The sequence below is a fragment of the Candidatus Pseudomonas adelgestsugas genome (genome assembly GCF_004124255.1).
Taxonomy (GTDB): domain Bacteria; phylum Pseudomonadota; class Gammaproteobacteria; order Pseudomonadales; family Pseudomonadaceae; genus Aquipseudomonas; species Aquipseudomonas adelgestsugas.
In genome coordinates, this window is record NZ_CP026512.1 from 1,679,592 (window position 1) to 1,699,520 (window position 19,929).

General features: G+C 38.8%; 10 protein-coding genes. 2 read left to right on the top strand and 8 right to left on the bottom strand.

The window, feature by feature from the left end:
- Nucleotides 1-1,777: 1,777 nt before the first annotated feature.
- The 7 genes from thrC to ffh all read right to left on the bottom strand — a co-directional run bounded on the left by thrC (nucleotide 1,778) and on the right by ffh (nucleotide 10,427).
- On the bottom strand, nucleotides 1,778-3,187 hold the full coding sequence (thrC, locus tag C3B55_RS04130) for a threonine synthase (protein WP_129211702.1): 1,410 nt from the start codon (nucleotides 3,185-3,187) through the stop codon (nucleotides 1,778-1,780).
- A gap of 71 nt (nucleotides 3,188-3,258) precedes the next feature.
- Nucleotides 3,259-4,563, bottom strand: a complete 1,305-nt coding sequence (locus tag C3B55_RS04135; RefSeq protein WP_129211704.1) for a homoserine dehydrogenase — start codon at nucleotides 4,561-4,563, stop codon at nucleotides 3,259-3,261.
- Nucleotides 4,564-6,882: 2,319 nt separating this feature from the next.
- A complete protein-coding gene (gene rplS, locus C3B55_RS04140) occupies nucleotides 6,883-7,233 on the bottom strand; it encodes a 50S ribosomal protein L19 (RefSeq protein ID WP_129211706.1) in 351 nt (116 codons plus the stop codon).
- A 47-nt stretch (nucleotides 7,234-7,280) separates the two neighbouring features.
- Complete coding sequence (gene trmD / locus C3B55_RS04145; protein WP_129211708.1) at nucleotides 7,281-8,030, bottom strand: tRNA (guanosine(37)-N1)-methyltransferase TrmD; 750 nt, start codon at nucleotides 8,028-8,030, stop codon at nucleotides 7,281-7,283.
- 2 nt (nucleotides 8,031-8,032) lie between these two features.
- Nucleotides 8,033-8,569, bottom strand: a complete 537-nt coding sequence (gene rimM, locus C3B55_RS04150) for a ribosome maturation factor RimM (protein WP_129211710.1) — start codon at nucleotides 8,567-8,569, stop codon at nucleotides 8,033-8,035.
- 9 nt (nucleotides 8,570-8,578) lie between these two features.
- The gene (gene rpsP, locus C3B55_RS04155; protein ID WP_129211712.1) at nucleotides 8,579-8,830 is read right to left on the bottom strand and encodes a 30S ribosomal protein S16; all 252 of its coding nucleotides are present in this window, start codon (nucleotides 8,828-8,830) and stop codon (nucleotides 8,579-8,581) included.
- A gap of 235 nt (nucleotides 8,831-9,065) precedes the next feature.
- Nucleotides 9,066-10,427 carry a signal recognition particle protein gene (gene ffh / locus C3B55_RS04160; protein WP_129211714.1) on the bottom strand — a complete coding sequence of 454 codons (1,362 nt, stop codon included), beginning with the start codon at nucleotides 10,425-10,427 and terminating at the stop codon, nucleotides 9,066-9,068.
- 225 nt (nucleotides 10,428-10,652) lie between these two features.
- On the opposite strand from ffh, the gene C3B55_RS04165 reads away from it, so the two are divergent.
- Both C3B55_RS04165 and mltF read left to right on the top strand, forming a co-directional pair.
- On the top strand, nucleotides 10,653-11,465 hold the full coding sequence (locus C3B55_RS04165; RefSeq protein WP_129211716.1) for a cytochrome C assembly family protein: 813 nt from the start codon (nucleotides 10,653-10,655) through the stop codon (nucleotides 11,463-11,465).
- A 2,848-nt stretch (nucleotides 11,466-14,313) separates the two neighbouring features.
- The gene (gene mltF / locus C3B55_RS04170) at nucleotides 14,314-15,768 is read left to right on the top strand and encodes a membrane-bound lytic murein transglycosylase MltF (protein WP_129211718.1); all 1,455 of its coding nucleotides are present in this window, start codon (nucleotides 14,314-14,316) and stop codon (nucleotides 15,766-15,768) included.
- Between the two features lie 2,576 nt (nucleotides 15,769-18,344).
- Here the strand turns inward: mltF and guaA are convergent.
- Nucleotides 18,345-19,922, bottom strand: coding sequence for a glutamine-hydrolyzing GMP synthase (gene guaA / locus C3B55_RS04175; RefSeq protein WP_129211720.1), 1,578 nt, complete (start codon nucleotides 19,920-19,922; stop codon nucleotides 18,345-18,347).
- Nucleotides 19,923-19,929: the final 7 nt, after the last annotated feature.

Consider the following 19,929-nt stretch of genomic DNA (forward strand, 5'->3'; position numbering starts at 1 on the left):
TCCAACACTTAATTTGTATTTGCTGCCAACTGCTCTCAGTAGAAGCACAGGCCTAGCCATACAACTAGGCATGTTTGTATTAGTAAATATTATTTTGTAACTACTCATTAATGCGGCAGGTTTGACTGACGCTACTATTTTTATATGTTATTATCATAAACCTATACCATGCAGCTCTCTAATTTATTAGAGCATCTGTTAAACATAATATATGGGTATACTCCGTTATGTATTTAGCGTATGAACATATTTACAATAATCTAGCTGATAATCTTCAATAATACACTCAATATCACGATCTTACTACTATATCAAATATATCATGTAATTTTACCGTAGCTGATCATTTATATATTCATACTACCAAACAAAACATATCGTCTATTTTAATCTGAAAATAATTTACTGATTACTTCAAACCTAACTACACCTGTAATTAGAGCTGCACTAGTTATTCATGCAGCTTAGTCATGCTGTTTTCTAGCGCAACACAGGCAAACTACTAAAACTTAGTAAATATTAATCTCTCAATTCTACAGAAACTGATTGATGCCTTACGCTCCAGCTCTAGCCTGCTAGGTACTCTGTATTTATTCATTAAAGTTGATTACTTACATAAAAAGTACTGATCATAACGCTGCTGCTTACCTGTCAAGATACTATAAATCAACTATACATAGTAATTTATCTTAGACACTAACATCCCGCATACAATTCGCTAACTACTAAACGCAGCAGTTCTACCGATAACTTTGTCGTTAATTTGGCTATTGCGTAACCTGTTTACCAGTCAGTATTTTAAATAACTATAAAACTAGAAAACACTAAATCAGTTATTACCACTACTTCGGGCCCACGCTCCGAGCACCTCAAACAACACCACCACACATGACGTAATGTACTTCAACAGATAGCATGAAAATGTCGAATACCATAATCGTAAACACGCAATAAGCTGAGTTACTATAAGCTCAAAATAAGCTAAACTCGAAGTATTTTTTATCTAGATATGCATAGTAATTATGCATTATATTACAACAAAACAACAACCTCTAGTTATAGATATTAAGCTTATGCATGCAGCTCTACATACTCGAAGATGCTATTTTTACATGATAATAGTTTAGTGCTTCTTTAATTAACAGATTAATATTTATCATCTCAATCACAAATTAATAATTTTGAAATAGTTACTTTCAATAAAACTGCATCTATTTTAAATAACTGACCATAATGTAAAGGCTAATTTTAGTTTTAGCTTTCTAAAACTGTTCAAGATTGACGTAAGCCAGTATAAGATTACAACATGATAAACAATAATAGACTTATTTAACTATTAAGTAATGATCCACTATTTTAGTGGTTTATAGTTAGCGCATATAATACTTAACCATATACCAGGCAAAGCACTAAGTGCTTATACTTACGCTGTACGAACAAAAAAAGACCTGAACTATAAAAAACAGATATCATGCTAGAACACAATAATAAACAAACTACATTAAAGAAGATTGACACTTATGCATTACGTATCTATACTTCTATGCTGAGCTAAGTAAATTCAACACTATAATTCACAAGAAAACCTATGAAAATTTCAGACACTGAAATGTAGAGTCTTTATTGTTATGTTTATAATTTCGAATACTATTATTGATTAACATACGGAAAATAACAGCATAAACACGCATGTTATCGTTTATCCATAAAATAATAAATATTACTAACTAGCCATGAATCAAACAGGTAGCGATATTTTCTGTATATGCGATTTACCTTAAAGAGGCTGACTAGAATTAAAGTTTTGACTAATAAAAGTTTGCATTACTTGTAAGTTATTAGGTAAAACAGTGTAATGTTCTTCACGCTCAAATAAATCAGCTAAGTGCTCTGGTAACTCTAATGCCTTGTTAAATCCTGCCTTCTCTACCGCTTCAGGGAATTTAATTGGGTGAGCTGTGCCAAGGATTACCATTGGAGTGTTTAGGCTACGACGACAGTCACGCGCGGCCTTCACACCAATAGCGGTGTGCGGATCAAGCAGCTTACCGGTCTGGGCATATACCTCAGCGATAGTTTTACAGGTCTGGATATCATCCACGGCTAAAGAATCGAATAGCTTACGGATTTCTATCCAGCGTCCCTGCTCAATACTGAAGCCGCCACCTTGCTTCAAGCTAATTACTAATTTAGCTAAAACAACGCTATTACGGCTATATATGTCAAACAGTAGGCGTTCAAAGTTCGACGCAACCATGATGTCCATTGATGGCGACAATGTTACGTGCATGGTGTCCTTGATGTATCGGTTGCTGCTAATGAATCGGTGTAAAATATCGTTACGGTTAGTAGCGACGATCAACTGGTTAATCGGCAAGCCCATATTGCGAGCTAAATAACCGGCAAATATATTACCGAAGTTACCGGTTGGTACAGAAAATGATACTGAGCGCGCTGGGCCGCCCAATTGTAGAGATGCGTAAAAATAGTAAACGATCTGAGCCATGATCCGCACCCAGTTAATTGAGTTCACAGCTATTAGACGCTTGCCGCTGAGGAAGCTTTGGTCAGCAAAGCTGCTTTTAACCATTTCTTGACAGTCATCAAAATTACCCTTAATCGCAATATTGTGGATTTTCTTACTGAAAACAGTAGTCATTTGGCGACGCTGTATTTCCGATACTCGCTGATGCGGATGCAGAATAAAAATGTCGACATTTTCGCAATGCTTGCAGCCTTCGATAGCAGCTGAGCCAGTATCGCCAGAAGTAGCGCCAAGAATCACCACAAGTTTAGCGCATCTTTCTAGCACGTAGCCTAGTAAGCGACCAAGCAATTGCAGGGAAAAGTCTTTAAATGCTAAAGTAGGACCGTGAAACAGTTCAAGTACCCATTCGTTGCTGTTTAGTTGACACAGTGGCGCAACAGCTTTGTGGGAAAACACACCATATGTTTCTTCTATAATTTTTTTGAAGTCTGCGTCTGGAATACTACCAGTAACGAATTGGCGCATCACTCTGAATGCTAACTCATTGTATGGTAACCCGACCCATGAAGCGATTTCTTTATGTGTAAAACGTGGCAAGTTTTCTGGCACATATAGACCACCATCGCTAGCCAAACCTGCTAGTAGGGCCCCTTCTAAACTTAAGGACGGCGCATGGCCACGAGTGCTGATATAACGCATAACTGGCTTCTCTAGAATACTCTAAACAAAGGCCGCTCAAATTTGTAGCGAGAACTATTGTTACTTAATGATTAATTGAGATATTCGACACGGATACGCACTACCGATCCAACTACGCCGTGCAATGCTTCCAGTGCAGTAATAGCATTGTTGATATGCTGCTCAAGCACGCGATGAGTAAGCAAAATCATCGGTACTAAACCGTCCTGTGCCTCAACTTCTTTCTGCATGATCGACTCAATATTAATACCGCGCTCTGACAAAATGCGCGCCACTTGAGCTAATACGCCAGGATGATCTTTAGCTTGAATACGTAGGTAGTAAGCACTTTCACAGGCTTCGATCGGAAGGATCGGATGGGCTGACAATGAGTCAGGCTGAAAAGCTAAGTGCGGTACACGGTTTTCTGGATCACTGGTCATAGCACGAACCACGTCTACCAAGTCAGCAATGACAGATGAAGCAGTCGGTTCCATACCAGCGCCGGCACCATAAAACAGGGTAGAACCTGCGGCATCACCGTTGACCATTACGGCATTCATCACACCATTCACGTTAGCTATCAAGCGATCAGCTGGAATCAGTGTTGGATGTACGCGCAATTCTATACCGGACGCAGTACTACGTGCCACACCCAAGTGTTTAATGCGGTAACCTAAGGCTTCAGCGTAACTGACATCCGCAGTAGTTAGCTTAGTGATACCTTCAGTATAAACCTTATCAAATTGCAATGGTATACCAAAGGCGATAGACGCTAAGATGGTTAGCTTGTGTGCCGCATCTATACCTTCTACGTCAAACGTAGGGTCGGCTTCAGCATAGCCTAGAGTCTGAGCTTCGGCTAACACATCTTCAAAGGTACGACCTTTTTCGCGCATTTCTGTGAGGATAAAATTACCAGTGCCATTAATAATGCCGGCTACCCAATTAATACGGTTAGCAGATAATCCTTCACGAATCGCCTGAATCACAGGGATACCACCAGCTACAGCTGCTTCAAACGCAACAATTACACCATGCTCACACGCCTTAGCGAAAATTTCGTTACCGTGCACAGCGATTAGTGCTTTATTAGCAGTAACTACGTGTTTACCATTTTCAATAGCTAGCAACACTAGATCGCGAGCTACAGTATAGCCGCCAACTAACTCAATAACAATATCTATTTCATCGTTAGCAGCCAAAGCAAAGACATCGTTGGTCATCACTATACCGGTAGTTTGAAACTGAGGCTTTGATGTACGCGTGGCAATTTGTGCAACTTTAATTCCACGCCCAGCACGACGGGAGATTTCTCCAGCATTACGCTGAAGCACGTTAAAAGTGCCACTACCAACGGTTCCCAACCCACAAATTCCTACTTTAACCGGTTTCACTAATAAACCTCCTATTAAATAACCGACGCTAAATTCGTCATAAAAACAGCCACACAACTACGACCTTTAATTTAATAACCAGTCTATAAATTAGCTAGCTATCATAGCTAATAATTCAACAATACCGGCTTACTTAGCACTCAGCACTAATCTGGTAACTTATGCCACAAGCTAATAGCCAAGAATAACGTAACCGTTCAACAAAGCAATGGGCAGTATAGTATTTACACCAATCGACTTAACCAATGACTAATTACTTAAAAATTAAGATAGCGCATTTAGTTGTTTTAATTTTCCAGCAATTGACCATTATGTCTATAACTACTTTCTTGTCAATGAAACATCATTGAGGACTTCTAATGGTTTATTGCTAGGCGTACTTACTAAAGCTGTAATATAAAAATGCAACATAGCACAACATATTAATGTTTACCTTAATTCTATGCTGATACTTCTGCATGTTATTTGTAGCAGTACAGACAAATGGTATAAGTGAATATGTAGATCTTGATTTTGGTTTTGTTAATAGCCTAATCAATTAAGATTGCTAGTGACTAAAACACCGTCAAGTAGATTAAAACTTTTAAAGCGCTCAACCTTCTTGGTTAGGTTAACTAGCCCTCTATCTTTGCGCTGAAAATAAATAACCATAACTATATTCAGGCTATGAAAGTTAATACAAAACGAGTAATTATCGCTATGAACCTTACACTTATGCAGACTGATTTCTTGTTTCGCATTAATGCATTTGATCGTAGTATTGCATTATAAGCTAAGATTAACTCTTACGAATCGTTTACTTGGCGGTGTCATCAGCAACAATAAGGTTGGGCATTATTACAAAAAACTACAATGGCAATAATCTGAATTAGATGTACTGTAAATTCTTAAAAACCGCAAAAGTAGGCGTGGCGCACCTATCTAAAAAACATAACTATATACTTATATAGTGAAGCACATCAAGCTATGCTAACTAACACAAACTACCACAGTTGAATGTAAACAGTTTGTAGCAAGATCAATTAATGTTTTCAATTACGCTGGTTAATAATGTGCAGTATATATACTGCAGACCTGTTAGTGCGATCTAGATATATATCTAGATCGTAAATAAGTCGCTGTGCCTTATTAGTACTTACACTACTAGGCAAATCCGTGCCATGGTTAGGTAAACGGACGACGAATGCATTTGCGCAAGATATGCGACAAGCAAGTCTTGCCAATCCTTGCAAACCTCACTTAGTGCTTAATACTATGCTAAAATACTTGGTCGTTCTTCTGCGCTATACGCAGACTGGATAATAGTAAATAACCAAGTCGCCGACTAAGCATTTCACTGCTAGCACTATGCATACAGCACTTTATCTATAAGCTGTTTCATCCATCATAAACACCAATCGTTACTTTCTGCATTTAGTAATTACGTGCAGCATGCCATAGTGCAGGTAACTTGTTCTAGAGTCAGCTAAATCAGTCACATAAGCCACAGAGGCGTAGAACATATCGAGAGTAGCGCTAGCACGTTGGCACTAGGTGGCTTTATATAATTCTATTATGGTGAACAAAGCATTTATATATAAACTTCTGACAAAGATTTTAGCAAACATCTACTAAACTTAGACATATTGATTTGCAAAGTTTAAGCCAATCATGATCAATTTTTTCTAATAGAAAAGTAATTATAAGAGTTGTGCACACTAAACAAAAATGATTTAGTTGAATGAGGCTCGTAGTTTTATTCAAAACGCCAAGCTAGATATTCTACAATCTATTCACGATACGTATTAATAAGTTCAAAAAAATTTTTTTTGAAAATTAACTATTAAGCGATGCTCAGATAGCGATAATAAGCATGTCTAGCGTATTGCTTAATACATTTTTTATCATTATACGGCATCAAAGATGCCGGTTGATAATGGGATGATCCATTATGGATATAAAACTAAAAGCAGTAAACAACAAAGTTTTGCTAGTGGTGCACTATTGCAATCAACTCGTTCTAGATACATCCAAAATTCAAGCGATACTAGTACTGGGCACTTATTATTATCGATCATCGCAAAATGAACACTTCTTGGATTGTGTCTGCAGTTGTCAGCACTCATGTATTTAATAAATACTGCATCTTTTTACTTCTATAACAGTACTACCAGACAGAACATGATAGTAGTTTGTGTTCGTCGCAAACACAACTTTAGTAACATGGGTACTAGACAGATCAATGCGATGCTAGCTTTTTTTCAAAACTAGTGACCATGAATAAATATTAGGCATCAAAGGCAGTATAATAGCTGCCTTTGATGCCTAACTCAACTGCAATTAATATAGTTTTTCTTTGATACGAGCAGCTTTACCGAATAAGTCACGCAGATAATATAGCTTAGCTTTACGTACATCACCGCGACGCTTAATGGTTATGCTATCAATTTGCTGACTATAAGTCTGAAAAGTACGCTCTACGCCAATGCCGTTAGAGATTTTGCGAACAGTGAAAGCACTATTCACACCACGGTTACGCTTAGCGATTACTATACCTTCAAAAGCTTGAAGACGCGCACGATCACCTTCTTTTACTTTTACCTGAACAACAATAGTGTCTCCTGGAGCAAACACAGGCATCTCTTTTGTTATCTGTTCTGCTTCAAGTGCAAGGATGATTTTGTTAGTCATATTGTAATCCTAGTAAGTCAGTGGACTTGCTATCGATAAGATAGCCACTATTCGTTATGCACGAGAATATATTCTTCAAGCAGTTTCTTTTCTTCTCTAGAAAGCAAGCGATCTTCCAGAAGGTCAGCACGCCGTTCATAAGTACGACCAAGAGACTGCTGTAAACGCCAGCGCCGGATGCGTACGTGGTTGCCGCTTAGCAATACGTCAGGAACATGACGATCCGCATATATTTTTGGTCTAGTGTAATGCGGACAGTCTAGCAAGCCATCCGTAAAAGAGTCTTCCTCCGCAGATTCTGCATGCCCCAAAGCTCCAGGTAGCAGACGTGTAATCGCATCTATTAGGACCATTGCTGGCAACTCACCGCCAGATAAGACGTAGTCTCCAATTGACCACTCTTCATCTACATAAGCCTCAATAAATCGCTCATCAATGCCTTCGTAGCGACCAGCAATCATAATTAAAGCTTTCTCATTCGCCATTTTACGTACAGCAGTCTGTGTCAGTTGACGACCTTGGGGAGACAGATAAATTACTTTCGCCTTTTGCTTTGCGGCTGCCTTAGCCGCAACGAGTGAGTCTTCGAGAGGCTTTATTTGCAGCACCATACCTGGACCGCCGCCAAATGGGCGGTCGTCAACAGTGTGATGTCTGTCTGACGTGTAGTCTTGTGGATTCCAATAAGTTAGCCGCAATAGCCCATGTCTCACTGCCTTACCAGTAATTCCATACTCGCTAATAGCGGAAAATATCTTAGGAAATAAACTGATTACTTCAATATTTAAATTAGACACGCTTAAAAGTCAGCATCCCAGTCTACCTTCATTTCACCAACTGCTAAATTGACGGCTAATATGCATTGCTCAGTATATGGCAAAAGACGTTCGCGATTGTCTAAGCTACCAGTGCAAGACTTGACTACTATTACATCATTGGCGCCAGTTTCTAAAACATAATCGATTTTCCCAAGTAACTGTCCAAGCTGATCAATAACCTTTAAACCAATTAGTTGATACCAATAATACTCGCCATCGGTTAATGCAGGAAATAAGTTGCGATGTACACAGACATCATAGCCGGCTAGAAGCCGAGCATCTTCACGATTCTCTAAACCTTTCAGCTTTGCAATTAGGAATTTATGGCTCCAGCGTCCACCGGCCAGCTCAACTTGCTTAGCACTTAGTCCACGCTTGAGCGTCCAAGTTTTATACTGCAAAGAATCTTTCGTTGGATTAATAAAAGAATACACCTTGACTTCACCACGAACGCCATAGCTAGAGTAGATCTTACCGATAATAATTAAATTATCAACCACAGCTAGCGTCGCGTTCATATTGCTTACTTAAGCTGCAGCATTAACTGAATCCTTTAATAATTTAGTAACGCGTGCAGTTGGCTGCGCGCCAACACTCATCCAATAGGCTATGCGCTCTTGGTTTACGAACAGACGAACTTCTTGGCCACAAGCAATAGGGTTAAAAAAACCAACATGCTCTTTGTGCGAACCGTCACGCGGGTTACGGCTATCGGTTACAGTTAAATAGTAAAATGGGCGTTTTTTAGCGCCGCCAAGGGCAAGGCGAATTGCTAGCATGTGAACATAGTTCCTATAAGTCAGTGCTGTAAAGCTCAATACATAGCAATCAATAAATAATTGAAAGTATATATTATATAATTAAAAGGTATCCAGCATTTTGCAAATTGTCTTATTCTAAAGGCTATCATCTAAAATAGAAAAAAATTTTATTTAACTAACGGACATCTTACTAAATATCATATGTTACTGTGGGCAAAATAAAGCAAAAACTATAACTTAAAGTTCTAAAGCTTTACCTTTTCGACACACTACCGCTAATACTGTGCATTATTTTGGCCATACCTCCTTTCGTGGAGAATGTCTTCATCATATTTTGCATCTGCTTGTGTTGCTTGATCAATCGACCTATGTCTTGCACTTGAGTGCCGGAACCCATAGCAATCCGACGCTTACGTGAAGCGCTGATTAGCTCAGGATTACGGCGTTCATATGTGGTCATAGAATTGATGATAACCTCCATCTGCTTGAGTTGTTTCTCTGCTGCGCCATGAACATTACCAATTTGCAGCAGATTCACGCCATCTATTTTTGGTATCTTATCTATCAGGCTACTCAGGCCGCCTATATTTCTCATTTGGTGTAACTGATCACGGAAGTCTTCAAGATCGAAACCATTGCCCTTCTTCAATTTTTTAATAAGCTTGTCAGCTTTATCTTTCTCAAACGTGGCTTCAGCTTGCTCGATCAGGCTGAGTACATCACCCATACCGAGGATGCGTGAAGCGATACGCTTAGGGTGGAACAGCTCAAGTGCTTCACTCTTCTCGCCCATCCCAATATATTTAATCGGTTTACCAGTAATAGCCTTCACCGATAGCGCTGCACCGCCACGAGCATCACCGTCAACTTTAGTTAGGATCACGCCGGTTAGAGGTAAAGCTTCGCCGAAGGCCTTAGCAATATTAACCGAATCCTGTCCAGTCATGGCATCAACTACAAATAATGTTTCAATAGGGTTAATCACAGCATGCAGAGCCTTAATCTCCATCATCATTTCTTCGTCTATATGCAAACGACCAGCAGTATCAACAATGACCACATCGATGCATTTTATCTTAGCTTCTTTAATAGCATCGCCCGCGATGTCAACTGGCTTTTGGCTCATGGTAGACGAAAAAAAGGTTGCACCAACTTGGATCGCGAGCATTTCTAGCTGCTTGATAGCTGCTGGACGGTATACGTCAACCGATACTAACATCACTGATTTTTTCTTATTTTTTTTAAGTAACAGTGCTAGCTTACCAGCGGTAGTAGTTTTACCTGCACCTTGCAGACCAGCCATCAGTAAAACTGCTGGCGGTACAGTACTAAGGTTCAAATCTTCGTTGACCACACCCATCATGCTTTCTAGTTCGGATTGAACAATCTTCACAAAGACTTGGCCAGGAGTCAGGCTACGAGATACTTCAGTACCAACTGCACGATTTTGGATCGAATTAATAAAATCCTTGACTACCGGTAAGGCTACGTCAGCCTCAAGTAGCGCTATGCGTACTTCACGCAGGGTATCTTTAATATTGTTTTCTGTCAGTTTAGCCTTGCCGCTTACATGGCGTAACGTCTGCGAGAAACGATCAGTCAAGTTTTTAAACATGTACGATCCTTCTAATTTCTATGGTAGACCGAGATAATATCAGCTCCAACTATAGTTAAGTTTTACGCTTATTAAAATAGCGCTTAGCTAATCTACGACACAATAGGTTACTTAATTATAGCGAAGAATACTCCTATAAACACCAGCTATCTGACTAGAGTCTCTTTCGTATGCACGCAGGTATGTGCCAAACTTAGCATTTTTCTGGCTTACATATCAGGATTTATGGTTCTCTTGTCACCTAATTTGCTATCTAGCTTTGCTGCTGCCATTTTATATACTGCTGCTACTTTCTATCAGGGTGCCAATTTAGCCCAAGGTAACAAGGCAGATAAAAATGTACTCATAGGTCTCGGCGTAGTCGCTTTGCTGGCTCACGCTATGTCTCTATTCACGCACTTGATAACACCTGCTGGCTTGGGCTTAGATTTTTTCAATGCCGCCAGTCTAATCGCCGCCGCCGTCATTGCACTAACTATGCTGGCCTGCTACTGTATTCCAGTCGAAAATCTACTAGTACTGTTATTCCCATTAGGGATGCTGACAGTTTTACTAGCACAATTAACTCCGACCGGCACCGTGCAGATGGTCAACGAAAAGCCAGGCATCCTAGCGCACATCTTACTGTCGATCTTGGCTTATGGCGTATTCACCATCGCAGTGTTCCAAGCTCTGCTCTTGCTGTTGCAAGACTATCAGCTTAAAAATAAACATCCGTCTAGACTAATAAAAAATTTTCCACCTCTACAAACTATGGAAAGCTTGCTATTTCAGTTTCTATTAGTCGGCTGGTCATTGCTGTCGCTATCGCTGATTTCCGGCTGGCTCTTTGTCGAAAACTTATTCGCCCAGCACTTAATGCATAAAACCATGTTGGCATGCTTAGCGTGGGCCGTATTCAGTGTTCTGCTATGGGGTCGTAACCGCCTCGGCTGGCGTGGACACAAGGCGATCCGCTGGACTCTAGCCGGTTTCTGCCTGCTAATGTTAGCCTATTTCGGCAGCAAGTTAGTTCGCGAATACATTTTGCATATTTAAATAGCAGCGATGTTAAGGATAAAACGCCTATTTAGCCTAATACTATTAGGTAGTACTTATAAATGGCAGCACCACAAACTCTGCCATTAGAACTAGCACAATAAACGATGCTATCGCTACGATGCACGCAATAACGACCAAATGCTGCTGCTTACTTGCTAAGTTTAGCATATGCCATCGCAGTTAGCTACATCTAAGATATGCCTGGCTTTGGCAAAAGCCAGTCTGCGTACAACTGAAAATCATATATCCGCTAGTATGGCTGTTTAATAGTATTAATTTGTTGTTACTGTACCTAATCCACGCACGGTCTAACTTAATAAAATTGCGATAAGAACTACTGGTCATGACAATGAATCAGAACCTATAGCTTAAGAAAATTGTACATTAGGTATCCACGCTTTAGGTGGTACTACGGTTAACGACATCCTGATTACTACGTAGTGAGATAGAAGGCATCAATTTAGATAATTCAGTCAAGGAAATCATAGAGCAACTATGCACATCTAAACATATGAACCATCCATTCTTCTACTGGAATATCAAGCAGGTCAGAGCGAGTGCTGGGCACTCGCCAGATTTAACGCTTACTGACAGATTTTCGTTCAACTAAAGCCGCTTTACTTACTACCTACCAAAAACCTTATTTTTCTCAAAAGCACGCAATTGCAAATATAATTACTGAACTATCATAAACAACAACGGCGTTTTGGCATTAAGGTAGTAGACGAATATAGAGTAGTACTGGGCATCGTTACTATAAAAGCATCCCCCAAAAATAGCCAAAAATTAGACAACGATCATGTCATGCATAATCTGCAAATCACAATGATATTAAGTAAACGCTGAATTATATAAAAATTAATTTACCGTAGCTAAACAACAAAATAAAATCGTAATTTGGTAACAATAAAGCTCTAATTTTTAGACATCGCAGATTCTCTCTTGGAACTGATTTTTTAAAAAAATATAAGTTTTTACATACACTGCACAAACTACTCTTAGTTGGCAGTACTGAGTTGATACATGTACTAACCATAGTCTACCGCATTACCATAATTATTTTAACTTTTGACGCTAGCTCGATTAGACTAGTCTTAATGTAAGCGTGCTGATCAAGTCAGCACAGATCATAATCTTAACTGTGATGCTCAGTGCTAAACTAATCTATAAGCGATAATACAATAGTCGTTAATGGATAATGCAATTATCTAATACACTCAGATACCGAGAACAATATAGCGCAGGCTAGGTCAATGGACTGGATTGGAGGTAACATACTGCTCAGTTTATCAGTGGGATATTACTGATAGGCAATTAAAAAAATATATAGATCAACCTGTGAGAAAAACATAAATCTTCACATTATTAATATAATGAGTATTATTAACAGGAGATTTTAAAATACCAGTGCAAATATTATTATCATCATATATCGCGCAAATGCTCACGTATTGCGCAACTACAAAAAGTTTTATTAGGTTTATTCTTGTGTGTTCAACTAAATTATACGAATACCACTATAAGTTATGTACATAGTGCGCAGCGTTGACTTTGAGAATACTCTTATGTGCTTTGGTCAGCTCACGAAATAAGTTAGCCAGGCGAGCTAATCTATAACGCAGCCATCAGATATTACCTAGCCTGCACCAATTTATGCTTTTGCACCGATAATACAATACCTACTAATTTTAACTCCATAAAAGACTCAAGCATTAATACTGGTTAAACTGTCATGGTCAATGATATCATCGTGCAGCATAGCGTTTAGCACCAACCACTAAGCTTTTTAGGTAAACCCAACAAAATCATCGCCAAAACGTAGACTCTTATAGTTTATTCCTGACAACTAGTTACTTAAACTACAATATATATTGTAGCTAATGCATCCTAATCTTGATATAAATGTACACTAAATTGATCGATGAGGCAATCATTATTGCCAGTAGCCCACTCCATAAATCTTGTATGTATCAAAGCAGTAGCTTTGATACATACAAGCTGTAACTATAGTACTGAGTTCTATATAAAAGATTCGCGTAAATCATCATAAAAAACTTCAGAGGCACGTTAAATAATATGGCCATCACAGCATAGCTGTCCACTTATTAAGTATAACTGGAGATTAAGCTGATATATAGTTATACTAATTCCATATAAAAAATTATCTAGCTTCAGCTAAATTTTTCTTTAGCTGCACGCGGGAGGAAGACAGCAAAGGATACAATCATCTTCTACGGTGCACCAGACAACGAATAGTACCTCAAACAATAGCTTGACACTATGGACTAAGTCTACTGCTGTATTGATATACATAACATAGATAATTTGTTAAACCTACAACCATGGTTAAAGATAGCAATATAATTAAAATTTATCTTGAATCTCTTAATATTTCTAATTTATTTAGAATATATTTTCTATCCTCGATATTACTTACTGATAATACTAGTTTTACCGCAATTGTGCAATACCTGTAATAGCTCAAATTTTATAGTCAAGTTACCAAAGCAATATACTTTGGCTAGCAGCCAGTATAGTAAGAATGCTGCGTAGGATTTATATATTCAGGACAGCTTTAGTATATGCTTAGAGGCCTTAAATTTTATTGTAAAATACCATCACTAGTGGTACTAAAACAATATTTTTCGCTGCCAAACATTTAGCCAGCATAAATGTAAACTACATCGTAGTATTTTTCTATAGCTTACATGCAATTATTTTAACTGTAATTAACTCTTGTTAACTAATTTTGCTATAGACTAGAGCCTAGTTTTACGAACACTAACAAATAAGTTAATCATGATAGATAGTATAGCCTAGGAGAGCGTTTACGTATACTGAGCATATGCTCTTACCTATGGCCTTATGTCAGCGATATGCTAAATGGCTAATCGCAATTGGACTTTTCCTAATGCTTGGTGCTTGCGTTAATAAACACAGCACACTTGAGCAAATTAAGGAAAATGGCATTTTGCGGGCAATTACCAGGAACAGCCCAGCGACTTATTTCCAAGATCACAATGGTAACACTGGTTTTGAGTACGAACTTGTTAAGCTTTTTGCCGATGACATAGGCGTAAAACTAGAAATTAAGACCGCTAACAACCTTGATAACCTATTTAGCCAGTTAGGCAAACCAAATGGCCCAGTTATTGCTGCAGCTGGGCTGGTTAGCAGCGAGCAACGCGCACAACAGGTGCTGTTTTCCTATCCCTACTTAGAGGTGACGCCACAAATCATATATCGCCACGGCCAACCTCGTCCTACTAACCTAGTTGACCTAGCTGGCAAGACGATCATGGCGCTTAAGGGCAGCACTCACGCCGAACAATTAGCTAAGCTTAAAAAGCAAAACCCCGCGATTGAATACGAAGAGTCCGATGTCGCCGAGGTGGTCGACCTATTAAATATGGTAGACAATGGACAAATTGATCTTACCTTATTGGACTCTAACGAAGTAGCAATGAATCAGGTGTACTTTCCCAACATACGTGTAGCATTTGACTTAGGCAATGCCAGCAACCAGAGCTGGGCAGTGGTTCCCGGGGATGATAATAGCCTGCTAAACGAGATCAATAAATACCTTGCCAAGATGGAAAAGAACGGCACCCTGAAGCGGCTTAAAGACCGCTATTACGGACATGTCGATGTACTCGGTTGTGTTGGTGCTTATACCTTCGCACAGCATTTGCAGCAACGCTTGCCAAAATATGAAAAACACTTTCGCGCTTACGCCAAAGACAAGAATATTGACTGGCGGTTGCTTGCCGCCATCGGCTATCAGGAATCGTTATGGCAACCTACCGTTACTTCTAAAACTGGTGTACGCGGCCTAATGATGTTAACTAAAAACACCGCACAAGCCATGGGTGTGTCTAACCGTCTAGATGCTAAGCAAAGTATTATGGGCGGTGCCAAGTACTTAACTAAAATCAAGAATAAGCTGGACAGCGATATCGCCGAACCAGACCGCACCTGGTTTGCTCTTGCCGCCTATAATGTAGGCATAGGCCACTTGGAAGATGCTCGCATGTTGGCTAAAAAAACTGGCTTAAACGCGAATAAGTGGCTAGATGTAAGACAGATGCTGCCACGTCTGTCGCAAAAACAGTGGTATAGTCAAACCCGCTACGGTTATGCACGCGGCGGTGAACCGGTACACTTTGTAGCAAATATCCAGCGTTACTACGACATCCTTACCTGGGTAACTAAACCGCATCCTGACAAACGCGAGATAATAAAAGGCAACTTACGCATACTAGATATACATAAAGATATGTTGCAAAAAGATAGCCAGTAGCACAATAAGCTCTGACATACTAAAAGTATTTTATGGGAAGCTAGAATTACCAGTAATAGTGTTTTTCATAGTTAACATATGTAACATTTATATGTTATCATAGTCATGCCAGATACAGTCTCTGATCTTTCCTAGCTTTCAAGGCCAGTTATGGGTACTCAACGCTATTTCTTAAGCTTGTAACATTTAACACTCACAGCGCCTGCTTGTATATGTACTAACTAGCATGCAAATATCATACAATTCACCCATATCAGCGTCAGCGGCACGTTATCTACAACGTATAGCCTATCTACAACATCAATACATTAAGCGCATCGGCAGGCAGCAAAATCTGCATAGATTCTACTACTATCTAGATAATTTAATCCAGATTTAGTGCTTTCTAGAAAGCACGCGATAACTTCTTAAATACGCTTAGTACTTCTATAACAAAGTAATCTTTTAAAGATAGCTATAGACGTATAGTAATAATCATATAATTTTATGTACTTTAGATAATTTATCTAAACCGAACGCCAGCAGTACTATGATCTTGCAGCTAGCTACACTTAGCGAGCTCAATATAGTCTTGATATTTAAAATTAACGGCATGCCAACCTAAAGCTCATTTACACTCAGCTTAATCATTCCCAGTATCCACTAGCACTTTAAACGCTAATACACTACATATTCCATTCAATTTGACATAGGCATAGATAGAAATAGTTAGCTTTAACAACAATAACAGTAAAAACACTTATGGGTAAACGCTATCAGCTTAACCAGCTAAACACTGATATTTAAGATTTATACTTAAATGTATTGGATAAAATTATTGATACCAATCAAAAAGTTAACATGATGAATAATAATTAATCACCATAAATACTACAGATAGTACTTGACTCATGAAACTTAATCGAGGTAACTGGGTTACCTCTAACATTAGCGTATATAATTCAGGAAGCTTACAAGCTAGATACAATTCCAATCGCAAAACTAACTATCCACAAAATTGATATGAAGCCGTGCAAAGCTAGCGCTTATAAAAATATGTTTAATTGCTTAAACAGTAATCTAAGACAATTTAAGTACAGTAAATAATGTATTAGTCAAGAAATTGGTTAATTTAACTTCGTACTAGTATATCTGCTTTACTATTTATCACTACAGTGCTTATCTATACGAGTACTAACCACTATATTTATATTGTGTTTAATGCCTAAGGCATTTGGCTTACCCTTCAAAACTAAGCGCTTCCCGGTTCAAGTAAAGCAATCACGCACAACATAAACACATCAAGCAAATATATACTACATACACCATTATAGCGGTGCTTTGATCTATACTTTCTTTTTACTATCATAGATAGCGGCGGCAGTTCTAATTTGGTTTATTAATATAAGAGTAGCGTAGACTTTTTTAATTTATAGTGACTTACAACTAATTTAAACAGGCTACTAATAAAAACTGGTCTTTAACCGGGTCGACCTAGTTTTAGGCGCTGCCATCGACTAAACTTGTATCTTTAAGCGCCAAGATGCATCTTGATCACACGCAATGGATGGTTTGCTTAAAAATTTTACTAGCAATATTTTAATTGTAATAACTAATGGCTCAACTTTCACTTTAGTGATTTATTTAGTAGATATTTATTGGCAGCCTAACATCAGCAAAATATCAATATAACACGAGTTATACAAAAAATTTAAAATTTTTTTAAAAATTAAATATTAACTTTTATTTTACGTAGATCCAATATATCAAGCCCACCATGAATGCTGAAGTTTATACTTTAAATTAGCCATTTTAACTTTATCAAGTTAAGCATCAAACCTTCATAGCTAATAAATACAGCTAAATCTATACGAATTTATTAGCATGACTACAGAATGCATGAAGCACAGCACATACCTTGTCTTCTAAGCTAATAATATGGAATATAACCATACCCCCTCAAAACAGAGACCAGCCATAACACTGTACGCTATAATCTTATAAAGTTGCAGGAGCATGCGTTAGTTTGCATAAAAACTTAGTCAGGAGTACCTTTATGTTGTGACTTAATAAAAATAATAAATCTTAGCTTAGCGAGATCGTCAACTTCCACAAAACCCTTACTGGCTATGGTAAAGGTAAATTTGCATATCAAAGTGTTTTTGGTCGAATGCTTATCGTTAATTCTTTCTGCTGTGATATATAGAAACTATACTAAGCATGCAAGTCACTTGCATCAACAGGGTACGGTGAATCGACAACAAACTAGTAATTCTCTATATCAACTACTTCATTACTAATCTTATCATAGCACTGAATTGTAATATTTTAGTGTAGTCAATCTATTTATGCTTTGAAGATAATGTTGTAGCTGTAGATCACAGAAGCGCAACACAGTTCTGTCGCTCAATAAAATTGATCATATACATTTAAACTTGAGCTAGCAAAAACATGTGATTATGGTGCGTTAATAGATGTGTTTTTATAGGATAGACTGCAATTCGAATACAATAAATCGTAAAATCCAATAAATAAAACTAATTTATTGGATGAGCTTGCTACAAGGCTGAGCAAGCACCTCAAGCGCTGATAGTAAATTACTCCCATTCAATAGTCGCTGGAGGTTTATTAGACACATCATAAGTCACGCGCGAGACATCTTCTATCTCATTGACGATACGGCCACTGATAGTCTCTAAAAGTTCGTATGGCAGATGCGCCCAACGAGCAGTCATAAAGTCGATGGTTTCTACTGCGCGCAGTGCCAAGACCCACGCGTAACGTCGACTGTCACCGACAATGCTAACTGATTTCAGTGGCTGAAATACTGCAAACGCCTGGCTTACTTTGTAGTACCAATCAGCTTTATGCAGTTCTTCGATAAAAATATAGTCAGCGAGACGCAGTAGATCAACGTATTCTTTCTTCACATCACCAAGAATCCGCACACCCAAGCCAGGACCAGGGAATGGATGGCGATAAACCATCTCATATGGTAAACCGAGTTCTAAACCTAAACGACGGACTTCGTCCTTGAATAGTTTGCGCAACGGCTCTATTAATTTAAGGTTCATTACCATGGGTAAGCCACCAACATTATGGTGGGATTTAATGGTGTTGACTTTGGTGCTTGTAGAGCCTGATGACTCGATCACGTCAGGATAAATAGTACCCTGGGCGAGGTACTTAATATTGTCTAGTTTGCTAGACTGAGTATCAAAAACATCAATAAAAGTACGACCGATAATCCTACGCTTTTTCTCCGGATCGGACACTCCGGCTAGATTGTTGAGGAACTGATCTTGAGCGTTAACATAAATCATGTTGACACCAATATGTTTGGTAAGCATAGACATTACTTGCTTGCCTTCATGCAGACGCAGCAAGCCATTATCTATAAACATGCAGGTCAGCTGGTTACCGATTGCCTGGTGCAGCAGCACTGCAGCTACAGATGAATCAACGCCACCAGACAAGCCTAGCAGTACATTATCAGTACCAATCTTAGCGCGAATACTAATAATGGTATCTTCAATAATTTTTAACGGGGTCCAGAGAGCTCTGCACTTACAGATATCAAAAATAAAGCGCGACAATATGCGACTGCCTTGCTTGGTATGAGTCACTTCCGGGTGGAACTGCACACCGTAGTAACAATGCTCCTCTCTAAACATACCGGCTATCTGGCAGCTCGTAGTGCTAGCCAGAACATGAAAGTCTTTTGGCATCTTAGTGACAATATCACCGTGACTCATCCACACATCAAGACTAAACATGCCATCAGTATCAACGTGATCCTCAATACCATCTAGTAGTCGGCTCTTGCTGACTACATTTAAACGAGCGTAACCGCATTCACGCAACCTAGAACTTTCAACCTTACCACCAAGTTGCTTAGCCATAATCTGCATGCCGTAACAAATACCAAAAACTGGTACACCGAGGTCGAATACTGCTTGCGGGCAACACGGGCTATTAGTTTTGTATACGGACTCAGGGCCACCAGCAAGGATTATTCCTTTTGGTGCAAATTTACGAATCGCTGCATCGTTTATGTTAAATGAATGCAGCTCACAGTATACACCTAATTCACGCACACGGCGCGCGATTAGCTGAGTATATTGGGAGCCAAAGTCGATGATCAGGATACGGTGAGCATTAATGTCGAGAACCATAAAATCA

Coding starts and splice junctions, on each gene's coding strand:
- thrC (WP_129211702.1), bottom strand. CDS start 3,187: ATGCGTTATATCAGCACTCGTGGCCATGCGCCGTCCTTAAGTTTAGAA.
- rplS (WP_129211706.1), bottom strand. CDS start 7,233: ATGACTAACAAAATCATCCTTGCACTTGAAGCAGAACAGATAACAAAA.
- rimM (WP_129211710.1), bottom strand. CDS start 8,569: ATGAACGCGACGCTAGCTGTGGTTGATAATTTAATTATTATCGGTAAG.
- rpsP (WP_129211712.1), bottom strand. CDS start 8,830: ATGCTAGCAATTCGCCTTGCCCTTGGCGGCGCTAAAAAACGCCCATTT.
- ffh (WP_129211714.1), bottom strand. CDS start 10,427: ATGTTTAAAAACTTGACTGATCGTTTCTCGCAGACGTTACGCCATGTA.
- C3B55_RS04165 (WP_129211716.1), top strand. CDS start 10,653: ATGGTTCTCTTGTCACCTAATTTGCTATCTAGCTTTGCTGCTGCCATT.
- mltF (WP_129211718.1), top strand. CDS start 14,314: ATGCTCTTACCTATGGCCTTATGTCAGCGATATGCTAAATGGCTAATC.
- guaA (WP_129211720.1), bottom strand. CDS start 19,922: ATGGTTCTCGACATTAATGCTCACCGTATCCTGATCATCGACTTTGGC.